Source organism: Cyanobium gracile UHCC 0281 (genome assembly GCF_034931305.1).
Taxonomy (GTDB): domain Bacteria; phylum Cyanobacteriota; class Cyanobacteriia; order PCC-6307; family Cyanobiaceae; genus Cyanobium; species Cyanobium gracile_A.
On sequence record NZ_JAYGHY010000001.1, the window covers coordinates 1 to 19281 of the forward strand.

Genomic DNA, 19281 nt, shown 5'->3' on the forward strand with positions numbered 1-19281 from the left:
GGCGAGGCCTACGGCCGTGACAAGCCTCCCTACGAGCGGGAGCGTGGCGGGGAGCGCGGTGAGCGCGACGGTGAGCGTCCTGGTGGCGCCGACCGCTCGGCCGGCAGCCCTTACGGTCGCCGCCCCTACGAGGGCCGCCCCGGCGCCGATCGCCCCGACGACTCCCGCGGTGGCGCCGGACGCCCGACCCGCGAACGTCGCGGTGGCGACCGCTTCATCCCCGCCCGCCCCTCCTTCGGACGCCCCGTCCCCGGCCGTGGTGGCGCTGGACGCCCCACCACCGGCCGTCCCATCCCGTCACGGACCGGCCCGGCCCGCCGCGGACCGGCCCTGTTCCGGGACGCGGACCGCGCCCCGCGGACCTTCCAGGGACGCAGCGGAGCGGAGCGGCCGGAGTCCGACGGCTCCGATGTCGATTTCCGCGGCGCCGCGGACGCCTTTGCCGCCGCCGCCCCCACCGACCTGATCTGGGGCCGCCACACGACCCAGGCCACCCTGGAGAGCGGTCGGCCGATCCATCGGGTGTGGTGCACGCCCGAGATGCGCTTCAACCCGCGTTTCCTGCAGTTGCTGCGCGAGGCGAAGGCCTCCGGTGTGCTGGTGGAGGAGGTGACCTGGGCGCGCCTGGGCCAGCTCACCGGTGGCGCTGTGCACCAGGGCATCGTGCTGCAGCCCGCCGCCGCCGAGACCCTCGACCTGACCAGCCTGATCGAAGGCTGCCGCACCATTGGTGAAGCCCCCCTGCTGATCGCGGTGGATGGCCTCACCGATCCCCAGAACCTCGGGGCCATCGTCCGCAGCGCCGAAGCCCTCGGTGCCCACGGCATGGTGCTGCCCCAGCGCCGCAACGCCGGCCTCACCGGCTCGGTGGCCAAGGTGGCCGCGGGCGCCCTGGAGCACCTGCCGGTGGCCCGGGTGGTCAACCTCAACCGTTCCCTCGAGGCCCTCAAGCAGGAGGGCTACCGGGTGGTGGGCCTGGCCGAGGAGGGCACGGTCAGCCTGGAGGAGGTGGACCTGGAGGGCCCCCTGGTGGTGGTCACCGGTTCGGAAGGGGATGGCCTGTCGCTGCTGACGCGCCGGTCCTGCGACCAGTTGGTGCGCATTCCCCTGCGGGGCGCCACCCCGAGCCTGAACGCTTCGGTGGCCACGGCGCTGCTGCTCTATGAAGTGGCCCGTCGCGGCTGGATGCGGGGCCTGACGGGCACCGCCCCGGCCCCCAGGATCGTGCGCCCCTCGATGCCGGCGCCGCCCGACCCTGAGCTGCCGGATGAGCCCGAGCTGACGGCCCAGGTGGAGCCCGAGCTCCAGACCCAGGTGGAGCCTGAGGCCGCCGTGATCGAAGCGCCGGCCGAGCCACCCGCCTGGCAGCACCAGGAAACGCCAGGCGAGAGCGAGCCGGAACCGCCCGTGGAGAGCGAACTCGAAGGGTGTGTTGCGTCGGCTGCCAGTGGTCTGCCGGCGGCGGCTCTCCAGGACGCCCCCTCTGAGGACGCTCTGAGGACGCTGCCCTACCCGCCCGCGTCAGCACCGGGCTTCGAGGGCGATATTCGCCTCTGAACCCAGCAGCGGGGGTGGCGCCGCCCGCCCCCCAGAATGGCCACCTCGCAACCCCCTCCTCCATGAATCCACTGCTCTGGCCCTCGCGCGGCATCGCCAATGGGTTGGGCCTGGCCTGGTGGGCGCGGGTGGAGACCCGCTCCCCGGATGCGGTGTACTGGTTCGGCCCCTTCGTGCGCAAGCAGACGCTGGAGCGGGCGCTGCCGGCGTTCCTCGATGACCTGCGGGCGGAGTCCCCGGCGTCGTTGGAGCACCACTGCCTGCGCACCGGCCGCAGCGAGCCGTTCACCGAATCCCCAGATCTGGCCGACTGATTCTGGCCGACTGATAGCGTCCATCGCAGCTGGCTAGCGGTTGGATGGGCATCGCCGAATGGCGGGAGCAGCTTCGGCGGGGCGAGGTGTCGGCCCGGGAGCTCACGGATCGCCACCTGGCGCGCATCGCGGCGGTGGACCCCACCGTGCATGCCTTTCTGGAGGTGACCAGCGAGCGGGCCAGGGCCGATGCGGACCGCATCGATGCGGCCCGGGCCGCCGGTGAGCCCCTGCCCCCCCTGGCGGGCATCCCCCTGGCGATCAAGGACAACCTCTGCACCAAGGGCATCCGCACGACCTGCTCCAGCCGCATGCTGGAGAACTTCGTCCCCCCCTACGAATCCACGGTGACCGAGCGGCTCTGGCGGGCCGGTGCGGTTCTGCTGGGCAAGACCAATCTCGATGAGTTCGCCATGGGCAGCTCCACCGAGACCTCCGCCTTCGGCGCCAGCCGTAACCCCTGGAATCCGGATCGGGTGCCCGGGGGCAGCTCCGGTGGCAGTGCGGCGGCCGTGGCCGCCGGCGAGTGCATCGGTTCGCTCGGTTCCGACACCGGCGGCTCGATCCGTCAGCCCGCCAGTTTCTGCGGTGTGGTGGGCCTCAAGCCCACCTATGGCCGGGTGAGCCGCTGGGGACTGGTGGCCTTCGCCTCCTCCCTCGACCAGGTGGGTCCGTTCAGCAGCAGCGTGGCCGATGCCGCCGAGCTGCTGCAGGTGATCGCCGGGGAGGACCCCCGCGATGCCACCTGCCTGCGGGCGCCGGTACCCGATTACGCCGCCGATCTGGAATCACCCATCAAGGGCCTGCGGGTGGGGCTGATCCGCGAGTGCTTCGACCAGGAGGGCCTCGATCACCAGGTGAAGGCTTCGGTGCTGGCGGCCGCCGCCCAGCTGGAGGCCCTCGGCTGTGAGCTGGTGGACGTGAGCTGCCCCCGCTTCAACGACGGCATCGCCACGTACTACGTGATCGCGCCATCGGAGGCCTCCGCCAATCTGGCCCGCTACGACGGCGTCAAGTACGGCTTCCGGGCGCCGGCCACCGAAGCCGGCAGCGACGGCCTGGCGGCGATGACCGCCCGCAGCCGGGCCAGCGGCTTCGGCGAGGAGGTGCAGCGCCGCATCCTGATCGGCACCTATGCCCTCTCCGCTGGCTACGTCGACGCCTATTACCGCAAGGCCCAGCAGGTGCGTACCCTCATCCGTCGCGACTTCGACCGCGCCTTCGAGGCCGTTGACGTGCTGCTGACCCCCACCTCGCCCACCACCGCGTTCCCCAGTGGCGCGCATGCCGGCGATCCCCTGGCCATGTACCTGGCCGACCTGCTCACCATCCCCGCCAACCTGGCCGGCCTGCCGGCCATCAGCGTGCCCTGCGGCTTCGACGCCCAGGGTCTGCCGATCGGGCTGCAGCTGATCACCGGGGTGCTCGAGGAGTCGAAGCTGCTGCAGGTGGCCCACCAGTACGAACGGGCGGCGGCGGTGATGGCGCAACGACCCACGGCGGCGCTGGTGGCCTGAGGCCTCAGGGCAGCTCCATCCGGTTGAGCCGCTCCAGCGGACACCGCAGGATGATCCGGGCCCTCTGGAGCGTCTCCAGCAGCAGCCGTCGCTTGACGGTCCAGGGGTGGAGCGCCCGCAGCTGCTGCAGGACGCGCGTCCGGATCACCTGACGATCCGACAGCGTGCCGATCACGCCGCGCTCCCCCTGCGGACATGGTTTCTGGAGGATCGCGCAGGCCTCCCCCCAGAAGGCGTTCTCCGGGTAGGCATAGCTGGTGTCCCAGTGGGTTTCGATCACGTCGAGCCCGGCCTGCCTCGCCAGTGCCTCCATGCCGTCCGGGTAGAACCGCCAGCAGTCCAGGGGAAAGCGGTGCACCGGGCCAGCCGACGGCGCAATGACCATGGCCAGCCCCCCATGGCGGAGGACCCGGGCGATCTCCTGCACGGTCCGCCAGGGCTGGTCGATGTGCTCCAGCGCCTGACCGGAGACGACCACATCGAACGAGGCGTTGGTGAGCTCAGACCAGCGGTATGGATCACTGGGCACGATGTCGACATTCAGTGCCAATTCACGATCCAGACCCACATAGGTCCATCCCGGATTCTCGAAGAGGGCGCGGTAACTGGCTGCCTCCCCCGCCACGGCGGCGCTGCCAACATCGAGGATGACCAACGGCTGCTGCCGTTGCCCATCGAGATAACCCTCGCAGAAGGCCTGCATCTTGTCGAAGGAGGAGCGATGCATCAGTCAGGCGCTCCCACATGCAGCACCACGGGAGGTGAAAGGTGATGTTTGGTCAGGATGGCAAGGGCTGGATAGAATTTCAAGCTAGCAGTGCTGCGGCCTATACCCGTGCTCTCCAGGCCAAAGTCCTGTTTCCAGAACCATCCATTCAGCTCATCGATCAGTGACTTCAAGAATTCTGCAAAGGTGGTGGAAACGCCTGGACCACCATTGAATTCATCTTTCCAGTAGGAGGAGCAGAGATCTTCGCAGGCGTAGATACCTCCATCCTTGAGATGGGGGAAGAGCGTATCGAATGTCGTCTTCTGGTGGGAATGGATGTGACTGCCGTCGTCGATCACGATGTCGAAGGGCCCATGTTTCAAAGCCACCTGTTCCAGAAATGCTGCGTCATCCTGACTGCCGATTTCCACAATGATTCCCGAACCCGCATGGCGGCGGTTGTGAGCCAGGACGTCCACGCCGATGATCGAGCAAGATCGGCCAAAGTAGCGCTTCCAGAGTTGTAGCGACCCACCGGACCCAATCCCGATCTCCAGGATGGTGATGGGCTTGCCTCGCCAGTGGCGAAAATGTTGATCGTAGATTCGGTAGTAGTGTTGCCATTTGAAAAGTCTTGGCCCCCGGTGTGCTGCCACCAGCCGTTCCAGGGGAGAGCGGGCTTTCAGCCAGGCGCGCAGACGATGCCAGCCGGAGAGTTCCCGCTCAAGGACGCCAACGTGCTTCATCTTCCGCCATGGAATCGGCCAACATTAGAGCACACGAATCTGGCCAATCAGGAGCATTCAGAGCATGACAGACAGTCCCCGCGGCCAGGCTTCCTGCTTCCTTGATGGGCTGCTGCCAAGGGGCTCAATCCTGGAGTTGGGTCATGTCGGCTATCTCTCCCATGTGCTCCCCGATTTGGTTCGATGGATCGCCATCGGCAGCTCCGATCCTCTGCCTTCGGCCGCTCTCGTGCTGGCGGGTCCGGCCGCCCCGCGCCAGTTGCCCCGCTTTCTGCACCTGATCTCCCAGCCCCACCTGCAACTGGTGGTCTGCCGCATCCATCACCATCCCGGACGCGTCTGGCAGCTGGCCGTCCGCCTGCTGTTGAGGTTCTGTCGGGTACCGATCATCGTGCTCGATTTCGAGGATGAGGACATCGTTCATCCAGCCCATCGGCCGCTGCTGGCCGCCTCCCATCGCCTCTTCAAACGGGAATTGCCGCTGGATCGCTGGCGCCTGGCTCGGCCATTCCCCATCGCCTCGGTGCAAGAGGATCGGCTGCGCAGGGATGCCCAGGCCCTGGACCTGGTCCGGAAACTGCGTCCCCTGCCTCTGGGTCTGCCGCTGGGCCTGCCGCCCCCCCCACCGTCGGTTCCCCGAAGCCACGACCTGTACTTCGCCGGGACAGGGGTGGACGTTCCTGGCCATCGCCAGGCTGGATTCGCGGAACTGGCGGGGCTGGCGTCGGAAGGCCTTCGGCTGGACCTGCCCAGCGGGCGGCTGTCCCGCCTGGACCATCTGGGCCACTGCAGTGCGGCATGGCTGACCTGGTCCCCGCCCGGGTATGGCTGGCAGTGCTTCCGCCATGCGGAGGCCGCGCTCTGTGGCTCCGTCCCATTGCTGAGTTACCCGACCGTGGAGACCCATGCGGGTTTCGTGGACGGCCGGCAGGCCCTCTTCTATGACCCGAGACCTGGCGGGCTGACTCTGGCGGTGCGTCGGGCGCTGGCCGATACCGCCCGTCTACGGATCCTGGGCGAGGCGGCTCGGGAGCATGTGCTGACCCACCACACCCCGGAGGCTATCGCGGCGTACATCCTGGGGGATGCACTGGGGGACTGAGGACCTGCCAGGTTTCGCTCAGCACCGTGGCCTGCATCGGCATGCCAGCAGCTCGGCTTCCACCGCCGAAAGACTGCTGTCCAGGTCATGGGGAAGGGCCGCCACCCTGGCCGCTTCCCCCATCCGCGTCCGCAAGGGTGCATCCAGCAGCTGCTGCATGCGGTCAGCCAGAACGTCCTCAGCATCTGCCGGAACGATGAACCCAGAATGGCCGTCCGTGATCAATTCACCAGCGCCATTGCGCGGGGTGGTGATCACCGGCAGGCCGCTGGCCATGGCTTCGATCGTCACCAGGCTGCAGGCGTCCCAGCGGGTTGGATGCACCAGGGCATCGGCAGCCGCATGCAGCAGGGGGATGTCCTGGCCCGGCCCCAGGAACAGCACCCGGTCCTCGAGGCCGGCCCGGCGCACCCGCTGCCGCCATGGCGTGTCAGCGTCGCCCCCGGCGATGGCGAGCCGGACCCCGGAGCCGGCGGGGAGGCGGGCCAGGGCAGCGATCGCCGTATCCGCCCCCTTCAGCAGCAGGTTGTGGGCCACGAGCAGGAACATGGGTTCTTCGCCCACCCCCAGGCTCCGGCGGGCGCTGAGCCGGCGCCGCTGGCGTACTTCGGGATGGAACACCTGCGTGTCGACGCCGTTGTGGATCACCTGGATCCGGTCGACGGGCAGCGGTTGCAGGCCCAGCAGCAGGTCCCGCACCAGCGCCGACATGGCGATGACGGCGCCGGCCCCGCGGCATTGGTGGCGTTCAAGGGACGCCATGGCTCGGTGCCGCAGGAACACCTTCGGAGAGACACGGGCCTTCAGGCGGTGCCCCGGGCCGCCCGCGGCAATCACGGCGCGTTCGCTCATCCGCTCCGAGCCCGTCGCCGGTTGGAAGACGTCGGCACGGGGGGCGACGCCGCTGTCGTGGACTAGATCCGGGCGCAGGCGCGCCAGGCAGGTCGCCACCTCCCGTGCCCGGGCCCAGGGATCTCCGGGGTCCCGCAGCCGGTGGACCTCGGCGCTGATGACGGCAGGGCCGGTTTCGAACCCGATCAGGTGCACGTCATGGCCCCGACGCTCCAGATGGGCGGCGAACTGGCCGACCCAGCGGGCGAGACCCCCCGACTCCGGATCCAGCCTGGGAGCCGTCAGGGCAATTCTCAGCTGGGATGGGTCACCAGCCAAGCCCATGGACCTGTCGCAACTTGTTCATCAACGGTTCCAAATAGCGTTCGGGCGTGACCTCTCCGTCGGTTTCCCGCGCCACCTCCGGGGCGTTGTGAAGAAGCCTGGATACATACCAGGCGTGAAAGACCCCACCGGCCAGGGTCGGAACCCGGGGATGGCCCACGGCGAAATCGGTGGCGAAGGTGATCGGATGACGCAGGATGTCATGTCCGGCCGCAAGGACCCTGATAGTGGCTTCCTCACCGGTGTCGGTGGCGTCCCCGCGACATTTCCTCAGCACCACGAGCTGCTCGAAATCCGAGCGAAGAAAGACCATGAAATGGGGGTGGATGTACCAGCCATGGGGATTGCCGGCATGGGTGTCCACGAAGGCTGCGCCGGCCAGCCTGGTGCGTCCGTCCAGTTGATCGACCGTGCCCTCGAGCCAACCTGGTGCAACAGGGTGGGCATCGGAATCGATCAGGACGATGCGTTCGTGGCTGGCGGCACGGATGCCTCTGGCTGCTGCCTCTGCATGGCCATGGCCCCGCACGCGCCACTGTCCGAATCGGACCAGTCGCACATCCGGCTGGCCCTGCAGCCAGCGTCGGGAGCCGTCGACGCTGCCCCGGTCGACAACGATGATTTCATAGTCCCGCTCCCCCACGAACTGCCGGACTTTCTCAACCAGGAGCCTCGTGAAGAAGAGCCCATCCCGGGTCACCGTGACGATGCTGACGGGGGGGAGGGCCATGGCGCCATTCTGGCAGTGGGGACCACAGCGTCCCCGAAGCCTCCAACGAATGGCGTGACCCCATGAGCGACCACGTCAGGATCAGCGTTCTTCTGCCCGTTCGTGATGCCGAAGACCATCTCACCGCGTCGGTGGAGAGCCTGATCCTTCAGAGCGAGCCCCGGATCGAGATCATCGCTATCGACGATGGATCCAGGGACGCCACCGCCCGCCTCCTCTCCAGGATGGCGGCGCGGGATCAGCGCATCGCGGTCGTGCGGCAGCCTCGCGAGGGTCTGGTCACCGCCCTGAACCGGGGACTTGCCCTGGCCCGGGCTCCCCTTGTGGCCAGGATGGACGGGGATGACATCGCCCATCCGGAACGGCTGGAGCGCCAGGCCGCATTCCTTGAGGCCCATCCCGATGTCGTGGTTGTTGGCAGCGCTATCCGAGTGGTGGATCGCCACGGCAACTGGCTACGTGATCAGGCCTTCCCCACCGCGCCGGTGGCGGTGGCCCGGGCCCTGCAGCAGGCCAACTGTCTGGCCCACCCATCGGTGATGCTCCGGAGGGAGCCGGTCCTGGCGGCCGGCGGCTACCGCAGGGCCTTCGTCATGGCCGAAGACTTCGATCTCTGGCTGAGGCTGTCGGAGCACCATGCTCTGGCCAATCTCTCCACCCCCCTGCTCGATTACCGGGACCACCACGCCCAGGCGAGCTGGTGCCACATCGAACAGCGGATCATCTCCGAGCTGGCGGCATTGGCCTGTGCCCGTGCGCGCCGTGCGGGGCGCCCCGACCCTGCACCCCGGACCGTGGTGACCGGCCACGATCTGCACGCCATGGGGATGGACGGCCCCAGCGTGGCCAGGGAGACGGCCCGCCGGGCGATCGGCGCCGTTCGTGATGCCATGGCCTCCGGACATCGGGAGGCCGGGGCGGCGGCGCTCCGGCTCGCCTGGCGCCAGAAGGGCCTGCCCTGGCGCCTGGGGCTCCGTCGTCTGGAGGTGACCGGCCGCTTCCGGTGCTGGCACCAGCGGCGTTCGTCCAGCTGAGCCTGGCCTCAGTCCCTGGCCTGGGCTGCGGCAACAATCTCCCGGGCCACGTCCGCCCAGTCCCTGTGGTGATACCCCCTGGCCACGAGCGCCTCCTGGGCGCGACGTTCGGCGGGGTCCTCGATCCACTGGCCCATCGCCTCCGCCCACGCACCGGGATCGTCGTGCGGGAGAAGCCGGGCCAGCCCCCCTGCCGCCTCTGGCACCGCACCGGCCTGGCTGGCCAGGACAGCCTTGCCCCTGGCCAGGGCTTCGACGACTGGCAGGCCGAAGCCCTCGTAGGCCGATGGATAGAGGCAGAATCCAGCCTTCGCGTGCAGGCTCTCCAGGGCGTCGTCGGGCAGACAGGGAAAATGCAGGACGGTGCCCTCCAGGGCTCCGAGGTCCCCCAGACGGCGAAGCACCTCCTCCACCATCCAGCCTGGCCGGCCCACGAAAACCAGCCGAAAGCCACAGCGTTGGGGCACCCCCTGGAGCAGCAGCCGCTGCCAGGCATCCAGCAGCAGACCGTGGCCTTTGCGGGGCTCGATTGTGCTGATGAACAGGGCATAGCGGGCCTCGCTGAGCCCAGCCGGAAGCCGGCCGTCACCTTCAAACTCCGGTGGGCGGTCGCACCCGAGTGGAATCACCCGGAGGGTGGGGGCGGGGAGCCCCTCGTCCCGGCAGAGGCCCTCCACATCCGCAGCGATGCAGGTCGAGTTGACGAGGATGGTTTCTGCGCTGGCCATCATGTTCAGCCAGTGCTTCCGGAAGGTGCCGATGACCCCATCCAGGAAGAACTGAGGATGGGTCAGGGGGATGAGGTCGTAACACAGCACAGCCAACTGGAATCCGGATCTGCGTTTGAGGGTGTGGAAACCACCGGAGTTCTTCTGGTCCCAGTCTGAACACACGGAAATCAGCAGGTCGTCCGGACCCATGGCGACCGCACCGCCAAGAGCAAGATCGACGGGAACGATGGATCGTCTCTCCCCCAGGCCATTCTCGAAGACCAGGGCACCTGGGTGGAATCGATACAGCAGCCGTTGGGCCCTGTCCCATCGTGCAGCCGAGCCGGCGGAGTTGCTGGTCAGACGTTGCCGTTCCATCGCCAGGAAGATCTGGTACCGCCGCGGCAGGAAGCGGCGTGGTCCACGGAGTGATCCGTGGGCAGGATCGAGGGCTTCGTCCCAGTGACTCAGGCGTTCATACCAGTCACCCCTGAGGCCGCGAAAACAGCCCTTGCAGGGGTCGAAGACCACCGGCTGGGCTCCCGCCTGATCGACGGCCCAGCGGACCACCTCCCTTTCGACCCGCAGCATCCCCACGGCCGGGCCGCTCCATCGGGCCAGGGACGACATGTCGATGAACAGGCGTCCCACAGAACAAACCTCCCAAAACGACATCGCCCCGCCTCGTTTTCGAAGCGAAGGTGAATCAACAATTGCGACCGATGGTACTCTCCCGGTACATCCCCATGGGGCCGAAGGATCTGCTACCGACTTCTGTGACGTTCGACAGCCTGGATGATGGAACGTCCGGCCAGGTCAGGAGAGCTGGTTGTTGGCAATGACGCTGTTGAGGATTGGTGTGGATGCCAGACCACTGTGTGCTCCCTTCACTGGCGTTTCCAACTACACCCTGAACCTGCTTCGAGCCCTGCTCGTCAATCATCCTTCCATCAACTTCTACGGCTATCAATCCTATCGCTGGAACCCTGTCGATGAGGCGTTTCTCTGTCGGCGCAGCGTCGGGGCAGAAGGGTCTTCCGCCAAGTCCTCACGGATGGCCGCCAGTCTGCGGACTGTGAAGGGTCTGCCCCTGATCAGGGGTGTGGCTCGCCTGATGCAGGGAACGGCGTTCGGTGTTCGTCCCGGTGCTCGCGGCCTGTCGCTCTTTCATGCCTTTCAGTATGTGGCACCTCGGCAGGGCGTCCTCCCCACCATTCCGGTGGTCTACGACCTTTCCTTCCTGCGGCATCCCGCCTGGCATCCGGTCTCCCGACTGCTGGCCCTCCTGCCCTTGGCCGAGCAGTGCCGCGTAGCCCCGGTGGTGCATACGATCTCCGCGTTCAGCGCTGCCGAGATCCAGTCCCTGCTGGGTGTCGACCGCCGTCGCATCCACATCATTCCCCCTGGTGTGGGTTCCGCCTTCCTCGCGGAGGGGCCGCCCCATCCGACCACCCTTCCAGCCTTTGATCTGCGGTCGGACAGTTTTTTCCTCGCCGTCGGCACCCTGGAGCCCCGCAAGAATCTCTGCACCCTCATCCAGGCCTACGCCCGGCTTCCACCCTCCCTCCGTCGCCGTTGGCCCCTCTGCGTGGCAGGGCCGGGCGGCTGGGGTGACATGGCCTTGCCTCCGGAAGCGGCCGGGTTGATTGAGTGCGGGATGCTGCGGTTTCTGGGCTATCTCTCTGTTCGCGATCTTCGTGATCTCTACTGCGCCGCAAGGGTTGTTCTTTATCCCTCCGTGTACGAGGGGTTCGGGATGCCGGTGATTGAGGCGATGGCCTGCGGTGCGCCGGTGGTCTGCAGCGATGCCGCAGCCATCCCCGAAGCCGGCGGCTCACTGGCGACCTACGTTTCCCCCCTGGATGTGGAGGCCTGGACCCGGGCCTTGGTGGAGGTGATCGATTCCACGACGTCCTTGGACCAGAACCAGCGGGAGCGGCGTCGGGCCCATGCCCTCGGCTTTCGCTGGAGTCTCGGGGCCGAGCGTGCGGTGGGGCTCTACCAGGCGGCCCTCGCCGCACTGTGATGCGCGCCCGCCTTCGGAGGGTGTTGGCGGTGCCCGTGCTGATGCTTCCTGTGCTGGTGGCGATCGGGATGGTGGCCGGCTATCTGCACGATCCAGGTGCCCTGTGGCGGGATCCCTACCACGACCGAAACTCCCATCTCACCTTCGGCCTGGGGCTGGCCCTGGCGCTGCGATCCGGCGATCTGGGCGGCCTGCTCCACGACCTGGTGTTGCCTTCGGCCTGGCCACCCCTGCATGGGATTCTCCTGGGAGGCGTCCTGGCGGTGCTCGGACCGGACCACCGGTTCGCCGTTCTGCCCAGCATCGGCGGATGGCTGCTGGCCGTTCTGGGGCTCTGGCCCCTGTGTCGCGCCGCTCTGAACGATCCCCTTCGGGGTGATGCGGCTGGCTCCATCGCTGTCGCCTTTGCCGTGGGAAGCCCGGCTTTTCGGCTGCTGGGGTCGGACGTGATGCTGGAGGGACTCGGTGCCGGGCTCACGGTGGTGGTGCTCTGGGCCTTTCTTCAACAGCGATGGAGACTGCTGTCTGTTCTTCTCACCCTCCTTTTCCTCGAGAAATACAACTACTGGGCGATGGCGCTGGTGGCGATCGGCGCCGCTGCACTGCCTGTCAACTGGCCGTTACGTCTGCAGCGTGCCCTCGCTTCGTTGCCGTGGAGAACCCTCCGTGACGATCCTTTCCTGCTCCTTGGCCTGCTGATGGCCGGCGGCGTAGTGCTGCTGCCTGGGGAACCGCCGCTCGCCGTTGCTGTGGGTTCTGTCCGGGTGACTCTCCTCCCTTCCAGCCTGCTCGCCATCGCCGTGGGCTTCATCGTGCTTGGGTCAGTCAGGGCGTGGAAAGCGCGAGCAGTGGGATTCGACCAGGCCATTGGGCCTGCTGGTGAGGCCCTGTTGGCCTGGCATGGGCTGCCCCTGGCCTTCTGGCTGATGATCCCAGGCAAGTTCGCCGGGTTGCTCTGGTTCCTGGGTCCCACCAACAGGAATCCGGATCTGCAGGTCGGACTGTTCGATCGACTTGCCGGCCAGTGGGAAGGGTTTGCCCATGGTTTCAGTGTGGGGAGCGCCGTAGCGCTGGCGGTTCTGCTCTGTGCGTTGATTGGAGCGCGCCGCTCATCCCTGCTGGTCTGGTTCGTGGGCTTGGGAGTGTTGGCCCTGCTGCTCCATCCCCAGCAGCAGATGCGTTTCCAGGCCACGGTGCTTCCCGGTGTCTGGGCCTTGGCTGGCCTCGGGGCAGGAGAAGTGGTCGAGGGGATGGGAGCCCGATGGCTGCCGCGCACCCCGCTGATCGCCCTGGTCCTGGGCACGGCCTTGCTGGCAACCCCTGTCCCGGCCCTGGCGGACGCGGCAGCGATCCGGCGTCCGGCCGCTCCACGCGACCTCAACCTGGCCGCCGCCTGGGCCGATGTGGTTCCGGATCCCGGTGGCGTCATCGCCCTGACCTCCATCGGCCGCACCGATCTAGTGGAGTGGACCATCAGGACATCCTGTCGGTGCCGGGTGCCGATCCAGCAGCCCACCCTGGTGTCTCTGCCGGACAGGGCCGCCGTCCTGGCGGCGGTGGAGCGGACTCTGGCCGAGACTCCCGCTCAGTCCCTGATCACCATTCACCTGGGCGCCCCCTACCCCCTGCCCGGCCTGCTGACGAAGGACCCGGACGCCTTGGCAGCGGCATTGGAGGGGGCCCTGGCGCGCCAGACCCGCTTCGTCAGCGATCGATCCATTGAACTTCCCGACCAGGGCGCCCGGGTGGAGCTCTGGTCGGCCAGGCCCGGAGTCCCCCTGCCGGTCCGTCCCCATGGCCGCTACCTGGCCGAGTCGGTCACCACAGGGCAGGGTCTCCTCGCACTAGGCGTACTGCTGCGGCCCAGGACCAGGGCTGGAGGCCCTTGGCTGTGAACGGGTGGGCAGAGAGGCCTCCGCTGCAGCGACGGCATCACCATGTGCGACGTGATCACCCCCTCAGGGGGCTCCCCCACTGGCCGGCCTGCCGATCGGGCTGCAGCTGATCACCGGGGTGCTCGAGGAGTCGAAGCTGCTGCAGGTGGCCCACCAGTACGAACGGGCGGCGGCGGTGATGGCGCAACGACCCACGGCGGCGCTGGTGGCCTGAGCAGGACCATGGCACTGCCGGAGACGCCTGGAGGCTCGACCTAGGGTCTCACTGCCGATCGGCTGTCGCTGACCATGAACGCGGACGAAGCGGCCATTCGAGACGTGCTGGAGCAGTGGGCCAGCGCCACCCGAGACGGACGCGAGGAGGAGGTTCTCGCCAACCATCTCGACGAGCTGGTGCTGTTTGATGTGTTGGCTCCTCTGCAGTACACCTCAGCGGCGCAATACCGCGCCAGCTGGGAGGCCTGGCAGCCGGATACCCAAGGCAGCCTGCAATTCGCGTTGCAGGATCTCTCTGTCCAGGCGGGAACCGATGTGGGCTATGCCTTTGGCCTGCTCCAGTGCGGAGGGACGCTCCCCGACGGTCAGCCGTTTGGCGAGATTGTGCGGATCACGTTCTGCCTGCGCAAGCTGGATGGGATGTGGAAGGTCGCCCATCAGCACGTCTCCAGACCCGTCGAACGAGACTGATGCATCGTCCAATCGCCATGGAGCCACCGATGAAGCGATGCCTGGCCGTCCTGCTGCTGTTGATCATCGCGGCCCCGCCCGTTTGGGCTGATCAGGATACTGTCCGCTGCCTGAGATCCATTGGCCTCAAAACTCCTCTGCGACTTCAGCTCGGCATTTCATCTGAAACCGATGATAGGGGCTACGTTCTTTACCAGGGCGGCAGTGGGCGCATTCCCTTGAAGCTGTTGAAGGTGACTGAATTGAGAAGGGTGTACGGGGGAAGGCCATCGGAATTTGAAACCCAGTGGGTTGAGATGCCCCCCAGTGGATCGGGAGGACGCTATATCTATATCAACCAAGGTGCAATCATCGATGACTTCCAATACATCCGCAAGGATGGAAGGGTTTTTAAGTTCGTCGATGACCCTGATGCTTACGCTGACGATCGATGCACCTGGACCGCCCCATAGGGCGGATGTCCACGGGCTCGTGATCGTTGGCCTCGGCCTCAGCCATGCGATTGCATCCCATCGGCCACGCATCCGCCGCATCCATGGGCCAACGGTGTCCTGCGGCCTGACTAGAGAGGAGTATGGACAACCACAACCTCTCGAATCGGCAGAACAGGACTTGGCTGGCCGTGCTGTCTGCGGTGGTGTTGGTGGTGGCTGGTGTCGTCATCCTCAGCAACCAGCAACAGCAACGGCTTCAAGCCGAGGCCCAGGCCCAGCAGGCCGCCCAGGATCAGGCCAACCGGGAGGTGATGGAGCGGATGCAGGGCGAATTGGTCCTCAAGAACGAACTGGAGTCCGCCTCCCAGCGTGAGGCCGCCCTCCAGTTGCAGCTCAAGGAGATGGACGCAGGGGCGAGCCGACTTCAGGTGGCCGATGGCCAGCAGCAGGCCAAGCGCCAGCAGGCGGAACGGGAGCTTCAGGAGCTCCGGACCCAGCGCGCCAAGCTCGAGAAGCAGGTCGACTGTGAGCGGATTCAGTTGACCGTGACCCAGCTCACGGCCAAGGGCGACACCGATCAGGCCACCAAGCTCCAGACCCTGTGGGCCAGGCCCTGCCCCAACCTCCAGGCGGCCAGGTCGTCAGGGGCACCAGATCTGGTGGTGCAACCGGTAAGGTGACCGCAACATGTGGTGGCGATGCCCTCCGACGCCGTGGCTTTCGTTCCGCTCCACAACCACAGTGATTACAGCCTGCTGGACGGGGCCTCCCAGCTGCCGGCGATGGTGCAGCGGGCCGTGGAGCTGGGCATGCCGGCCCTGGCCCTCACCGATCACGGGGTGATGTACGGCGCCATCGAGCTGCTGAAGCTCTGCACCAAGGCGGGCATCAAGCCGATCATCGGCAACGAGATGTACGTGATCAACGGCTCGATCGAGGATCCCCAGCCGAAGAAGGAGCGCCGCTACCACCTGGTGGTGCTGGCCCGCAACGCCGTCGGCTACCGCAACCTGGTCAAGCTCACCAGCATCAGCCACCTGCGTGGTATGCGCGGACGGGGCATCTTCGCGCGGGCCTGCATCGACAAGCAGTTGCTGCGTCAGTACAGCGAGGGCCTGATGGTGGCCACCGCCTGCCTGGGCGGCGAGATCCCCCAGGCGATCCTGCGGGGGCGCCCCGACGTGGCCCGGGAGGTGGCCGGCTGGTACCGGGAGGTATTCGCCGACGACTTCTACCTGGAGATCCAGGACCATGGCGGCCTCGAGGACCGCATCGTCAACGTCGAGATGGCGCGGATCAGCGCTGAGCTGGGTATTCCCCTGGTCGCCACCAACGACGCCCACTACCTGACCAGCAATGACGTGGAGGCCCACGACGCCCTGCTGTGCGTGCTCACCGGCAAGTTGATCAGCGATGAGAAGCGGCTGCGCTACACGGGCACTGAATACATCAAGAGCGAGGCGGAGATGGCCCAGCTCTTCGCCGACCATCTCGAGCCGGAGGTGATCGCCGCCGCTATTGCCACCACGGCCACGGTGGCCGAGAAGGTGGAGGACTACGACATCCTGGGTCGCTACCAGATGCCCCGCTTCCCGATCCCCGAGGGCCATACCCCGGTGAGCTACCTCAGCGAGGTGAGCCACCAGGGCCTGCGGGCCCGGCTGTCGCTGGCAGGCGACGCCCCGATTGATCCCGGCTACGGCGAGCGGCTGGCCTTCGAGTTGCAGGTGATGGAGCAGATGGGCTTCCCCACCTACTTCCTGGTGGTCTGGGACTACATCCGCTTCGCCCGGGAGCAGGGCATTCCGGTGGGCCCGGGGCGCGGTTCGGCCGCCGGTTCGCTGGTGGCCTACGCCCTGGGCATCACCAACATCGATCCGGTGGAACACGGTCTGCTGTTCGAGCGCTTCCTCAACCCGGAACGTAAATCGATGCCTGACATCGACACCGACTTCTGCATCGAGCGTCGCGGCGAGGTGATCGAGTACGTCACCCGTCGCTACGGCGAGGACAAGGTGGCCCAGATCATCACCTTCAACCGCATGACCTCCAAGGCGGTGCTCAAGGACGTGGCCCGGGTTCTCGATATCCCTTACGGCGAGGCCGACCGGCTGGCGAAGCTGATCCCGGTGGCCCGGGGCAAGCCCGCCAAGCTGGCCGAGATGATCGGCAGCGAGTCGCCGGTGCCGGAGTTCCGCGAGAAGTACGAGAACGATCCCAAGGTGCGCCACTGGGTCGACCTGGCCCGCCGCATCGAAGGCACCAACAAAACCTTCGGTGTCCATGCCGCCGGGGTGGTGATCGCCGCCGAACCCCTCGATGAACTGGTGCCCCTGCAGCGCAACAACGACGGCCAGGTGATCACCCAGTACTTCATGGAGGATGTCGAGGCGATGGGCCTGCTGAAAATGGACTTCCTGGGCCTCAAGAACCTCACCATGATCGAGAAGACGATCGAGCTGGTGGCCCAGGCCGAAGGGGAACGGCTTGACCCCGATGCCCTGCCGGCCAACGATCCCGGCACCTACGCCCTGCTGGCCCGGGGGGATCTGGAGGGCATCTTCCAGCTGGAATCCAGCGGCATGCGCCAGATCGTCCGCGATCTCAAGCCCTCTTCCCTGGAGGACATCTCCTCGATCCTGGCCCTCTACCGACCCGGCCCCCTCGATGCCGGCCTGATCCCCAAGTTCATCAACCGGAAGCACGGCCGCGAAGCGATCGATGTGGCCCACGCCAAGCTGGAGCCGATCCTCAAGGAGACCTACGGGATCATGGTCTACCAGGAGCAGATCATGCGGATCGCCCAGGATCTGGCTGGCTATTCCCTCGGTGAGGCCGATCTCCTGCGGCGCGCCATGGGCAAAAAGAAGGTGTCGGAGATGCAGAAGCATCGCCACCAGTTCGTGGGCGGGGCCAGCGAACGGGGCGTGGACGCCGCGATTGCCGAGGCGCTGTTCGATCAGATGGTGCTGTTCGCCGAGTACTGCTTCAACAAGAGCCACTCCACCGCCTACGGCGCCGTCACCTACCAGACCGCCTACCTCAAGGCCCACCATCCGGTGGCGTACATGGCGGCCCTGCTCACGGTGAATGCCGGCACCACCGACAAGGTGCAGCGTTACATCGCCAACTGCCAGGCGATGGGCATTGAGGTGATGCCGCCGGACGTGAATGCTTCCGGCATCGACTTCACGCCCGTCGGCAAGAAGATCCTCTTCGGCCTCTCGGCCATCCGCAACCTCGGTGATGGTGCCATCCGCCAGTTGATCGAGGCGCGCGCCAGCGGTGGCCCCTTCCTGCACCTTGCCGATCTCTGCGACCGGATCCCGGGTCAGCAGCTCAACCGCCGGGCGATCGAGTCCCTGATCCACGGCGGTGCCCTCGATGGCCTCGAGCCGAAGGCCAACCGGGCCCAGCTGATGGCCGATCTCGATCTGGTGCTCGATTGGGCCAGCTCCCGCGCTCGCGACCGGGCCAGCGGCCAGGGCAACCTGTTCGACCTGTTCGGCGGCGGTGCGGGCGCCTCCGAGGGCACCGCTGCCGTGGAGGCTCCGGCACCACCGCGGGCCGCTGCGGTCGCCGACTACCCCCCCACCGAGAAGCTGAAGCTGGAGAAGGAGCTGCTCGGCTTCTACATCTCCGACCACCCCCTGCGTCAGCTGGCCTCCCAGGTGCGCCTGCTGACGCCGATTGGCCTGGCCAATCTCGAGGAGATGGCCGACAAGGCCAAAGTGAGCGTGGTGGTGATGGTGAGCGAGATCCGCCAGGTCACCACCCGCAAGGGCGACCGCATGGCCGTGCTGCAGCTGGAGGACCTCACCGGCTCCTGCGAAGCGGTGGTGTTCCCCAAGAGCTACGCCCGCCTGGCCGACCACCTGATGCTGGATGCCCGCCTGCTGCTCTGGGCAGGTGTCGACCGCCGCGACGACCGGGTGCAGCTGCTCGTCGACGACTGCCGCAGCATCGAGGACCTGCAACTGGTGATGGTGGAGCTGGCGCCCGAGCAGGCCGGCGACATCGCTGTGCAGCACCGGCTGCGCGAATGCCTGACCCGTCATCGCCCCGGTCAGGAGGAGGCTGGCGTGCGGGTGCCCGTGGTGGCGCTGGTGAAGCACCAGGACGAAACGCGTTTCGTGCGTCTGGGCGGCCAGTTCTGCGTTGCCGATGCGCCGGCGGCCGTCGAGACGCTCGCCTCGGCTGATTTCAGGGCCTGGTTGCGCTCACCCCTGGGGGCTGCCTGAGCCGGAGCCCGAGCTGCCCTGGCGCATGGCCCGCACCGAGGCCCGCACCCGGCTGATGTTGACGCCGATCTGCTCGGTTCCCAGCAGGCTGCCGGGGGCGTCCTCCCAGCTGGCGGAGAGCACCCCATAACTGAGTCCCAGCAGGCCCAGCAGGAAGAAGGCGCCGGACCCCACCAGGGTGAGGCCGGGGGGAATGTCGGCCACGCCCCGGCTGACCAGCAGATAGCTGGCCACGAAGACACCCATGCCCAGGACCGTGGGGGTGCCCGTGGCGATGGCGATGCGCCGCACCATGCGGTTGGCCACCGCCTCGGGAATCACCTGCTGCCGCGGTGTCTTGGCTGGCGGCCCGCCGGCAGCGGGCGTCGCGAAGGATTTCGGCTTCGGCCGACGGGCCATGGGA

17 protein-coding genes and 1 pseudogene are annotated in these 19281 nt (G+C 67.2%); 12 read left to right on the plus strand and 6 right to left on the minus strand.

What is annotated here, in order from left to right:
- From rlmB to gatA, 3 genes are all read left to right on the plus strand, one after another.
- Positions 1-1557 (plus strand): 23S rRNA (guanosine(2251)-2'-O)-methyltransferase RlmB (gene rlmB, locus VB739_RS00005; RefSeq protein ID WP_416233276.1); only part of this gene is annotated, 1557 nt, incomplete at its 5' end.
- Between the two features lie 62 nt (positions 1558-1619).
- Positions 1620-1871, plus strand: a complete 252-nt coding sequence (locus VB739_RS00010; protein WP_323355105.1) for a DUF1816 domain-containing protein — start codon at positions 1620-1622, stop codon at positions 1869-1871.
- 44 nt (positions 1872-1915) lie between these two features.
- Positions 1916-3388 carry an Asp-tRNA(Asn)/Glu-tRNA(Gln) amidotransferase subunit GatA gene (gatA, locus tag VB739_RS00015; protein ID WP_323355106.1) on the plus strand — a complete coding sequence of 491 codons (1473 nt, stop codon included), beginning with the start codon at positions 1916-1918 and terminating at the stop codon, positions 3386-3388.
- 4 nt (positions 3389-3392) lie between these two features.
- On the opposite strand, the gene VB739_RS00020 is transcribed toward gatA, so the two are convergent.
- Both VB739_RS00020 and VB739_RS00025 read right to left on the minus strand, forming a co-directional pair.
- Complete coding sequence (locus VB739_RS00020; protein WP_323355107.1) at positions 3393-4115, minus strand: class I SAM-dependent methyltransferase; 723 nt, start codon at positions 4113-4115, stop codon at positions 3393-3395.
- Complete coding sequence (locus tag VB739_RS00025; RefSeq protein WP_323355108.1) at positions 4115-4843, minus strand: class I SAM-dependent methyltransferase; 729 nt, start codon at positions 4841-4843, stop codon at positions 4115-4117. Before VB739_RS00025 ends, VB739_RS00020 begins: the two co-directional genes overlap by 1 nt.
- Positions 4844-4907: 64 nt before the next feature.
- Here VB739_RS00025 and VB739_RS00030 point away from each other — a divergent pair, with 64 nt between their 5' ends.
- Entirely contained in the window at positions 4908-5945 is a 1038-nt protein-coding gene (locus VB739_RS00030; protein ID WP_323355109.1) for a glycosyltransferase, read from the plus strand.
- 18 nt (positions 5946-5963) lie between these two features.
- On the opposite strand, the gene VB739_RS00035 is transcribed toward VB739_RS00030, so the two are convergent.
- Positions 5964-7115: a glycosyltransferase family 4 protein gene (locus VB739_RS00035; RefSeq protein WP_323355110.1), complete on the minus strand. Its 1152-nt coding sequence runs from the start codon at positions 7113-7115 to the stop codon at positions 5964-5966.
- Positions 7105-7851 (minus strand): glycosyltransferase family 2 protein, encoded by a 747-nt coding sequence (locus tag VB739_RS00040; protein WP_323355111.1) that lies wholly within the window; start codon positions 7849-7851, stop codon positions 7105-7107. Before VB739_RS00040 ends, VB739_RS00035 begins: the two co-directional genes overlap by 11 nt.
- Positions 7852-7913: 62 nt before the next feature.
- On the opposite strand from VB739_RS00040, the gene VB739_RS00045 reads away from it, so the two are divergent.
- A complete protein-coding gene (locus VB739_RS00045) occupies positions 7914-8885 on the plus strand; it encodes a glycosyltransferase (RefSeq protein ID WP_323355112.1) in 972 nt (323 codons plus the stop codon).
- An 8-nt stretch (positions 8886-8893) separates the two neighbouring features.
- Here VB739_RS00045 and VB739_RS00050 read toward each other — a convergent pair whose 3' ends face one another.
- On the minus strand, positions 8894-10225 hold the full coding sequence (locus VB739_RS00050; RefSeq protein WP_323355113.1) for a glycosyltransferase family 1 protein: 1332 nt from the start codon (positions 10223-10225) through the stop codon (positions 8894-8896).
- Between the two features lie 424 nt (positions 10226-10649).
- On the opposite strand from VB739_RS00050, the gene VB739_RS00055 reads away from it, so the two are divergent.
- From VB739_RS00055 to VB739_RS00085, 7 genes and pseudogenes are all read left to right on the plus strand, one after another.
- On the plus strand, positions 10650-11621 hold the full coding sequence (locus tag VB739_RS00055) for a glycosyltransferase family 1 protein (RefSeq protein WP_323355114.1): 972 nt from the start codon (positions 10650-10652) through the stop codon (positions 11619-11621).
- 35 nt (positions 11622-11656) lie between these two features.
- Positions 11657-13516, plus strand: coding sequence for a hypothetical protein (locus VB739_RS00060; RefSeq protein ID WP_323355115.1), 1860 nt, complete (start codon positions 11657-11659; stop codon positions 13514-13516).
- An 82-nt stretch (positions 13517-13598) separates the two neighbouring features.
- Positions 13599-13730 (plus strand): annotated as a pseudogene (locus VB739_RS00065) (Asp-tRNA(Asn)/Glu-tRNA(Gln) amidotransferase subunit GatA); the annotation flags it as partial.
- Between the two features lie 74 nt (positions 13731-13804).
- Positions 13805-14203, plus strand: a complete 399-nt coding sequence (locus tag VB739_RS00070) for a YybH family protein (RefSeq protein WP_323355116.1) — start codon at positions 13805-13807, stop codon at positions 14201-14203.
- A 17-nt stretch (positions 14204-14220) separates the two neighbouring features.
- On the plus strand, positions 14221-14655 hold the full coding sequence (locus tag VB739_RS00075; RefSeq protein WP_323355117.1) for a hypothetical protein: 435 nt from the start codon (positions 14221-14223) through the stop codon (positions 14653-14655).
- Between the two features lie 170 nt (positions 14656-14825).
- Positions 14826-15317, plus strand: coding sequence for a hypothetical protein (locus VB739_RS00080; protein ID WP_323355118.1), 492 nt, complete (start codon positions 14826-14828; stop codon positions 15315-15317).
- Between the two features lie 33 nt (positions 15318-15350).
- A complete protein-coding gene (locus VB739_RS00085; RefSeq protein ID WP_323355223.1) occupies positions 15351-18878 on the plus strand; it encodes a DNA polymerase III subunit alpha in 3528 nt (1175 codons plus the stop codon).
- On the opposite strand, the gene VB739_RS00090 is transcribed toward VB739_RS00085, so the two are convergent.
- Positions 18858-19277 (minus strand): PAM68 family protein, encoded by a 420-nt coding sequence (locus tag VB739_RS00090; RefSeq protein WP_323355119.1) that lies wholly within the window; start codon positions 19275-19277, stop codon positions 18858-18860. The two genes, VB739_RS00085 and VB739_RS00090, sit on opposite strands and share 21 nt — an antisense overlap.
- Between the last annotated feature and the right edge of the window lie 4 nt (positions 19278-19281).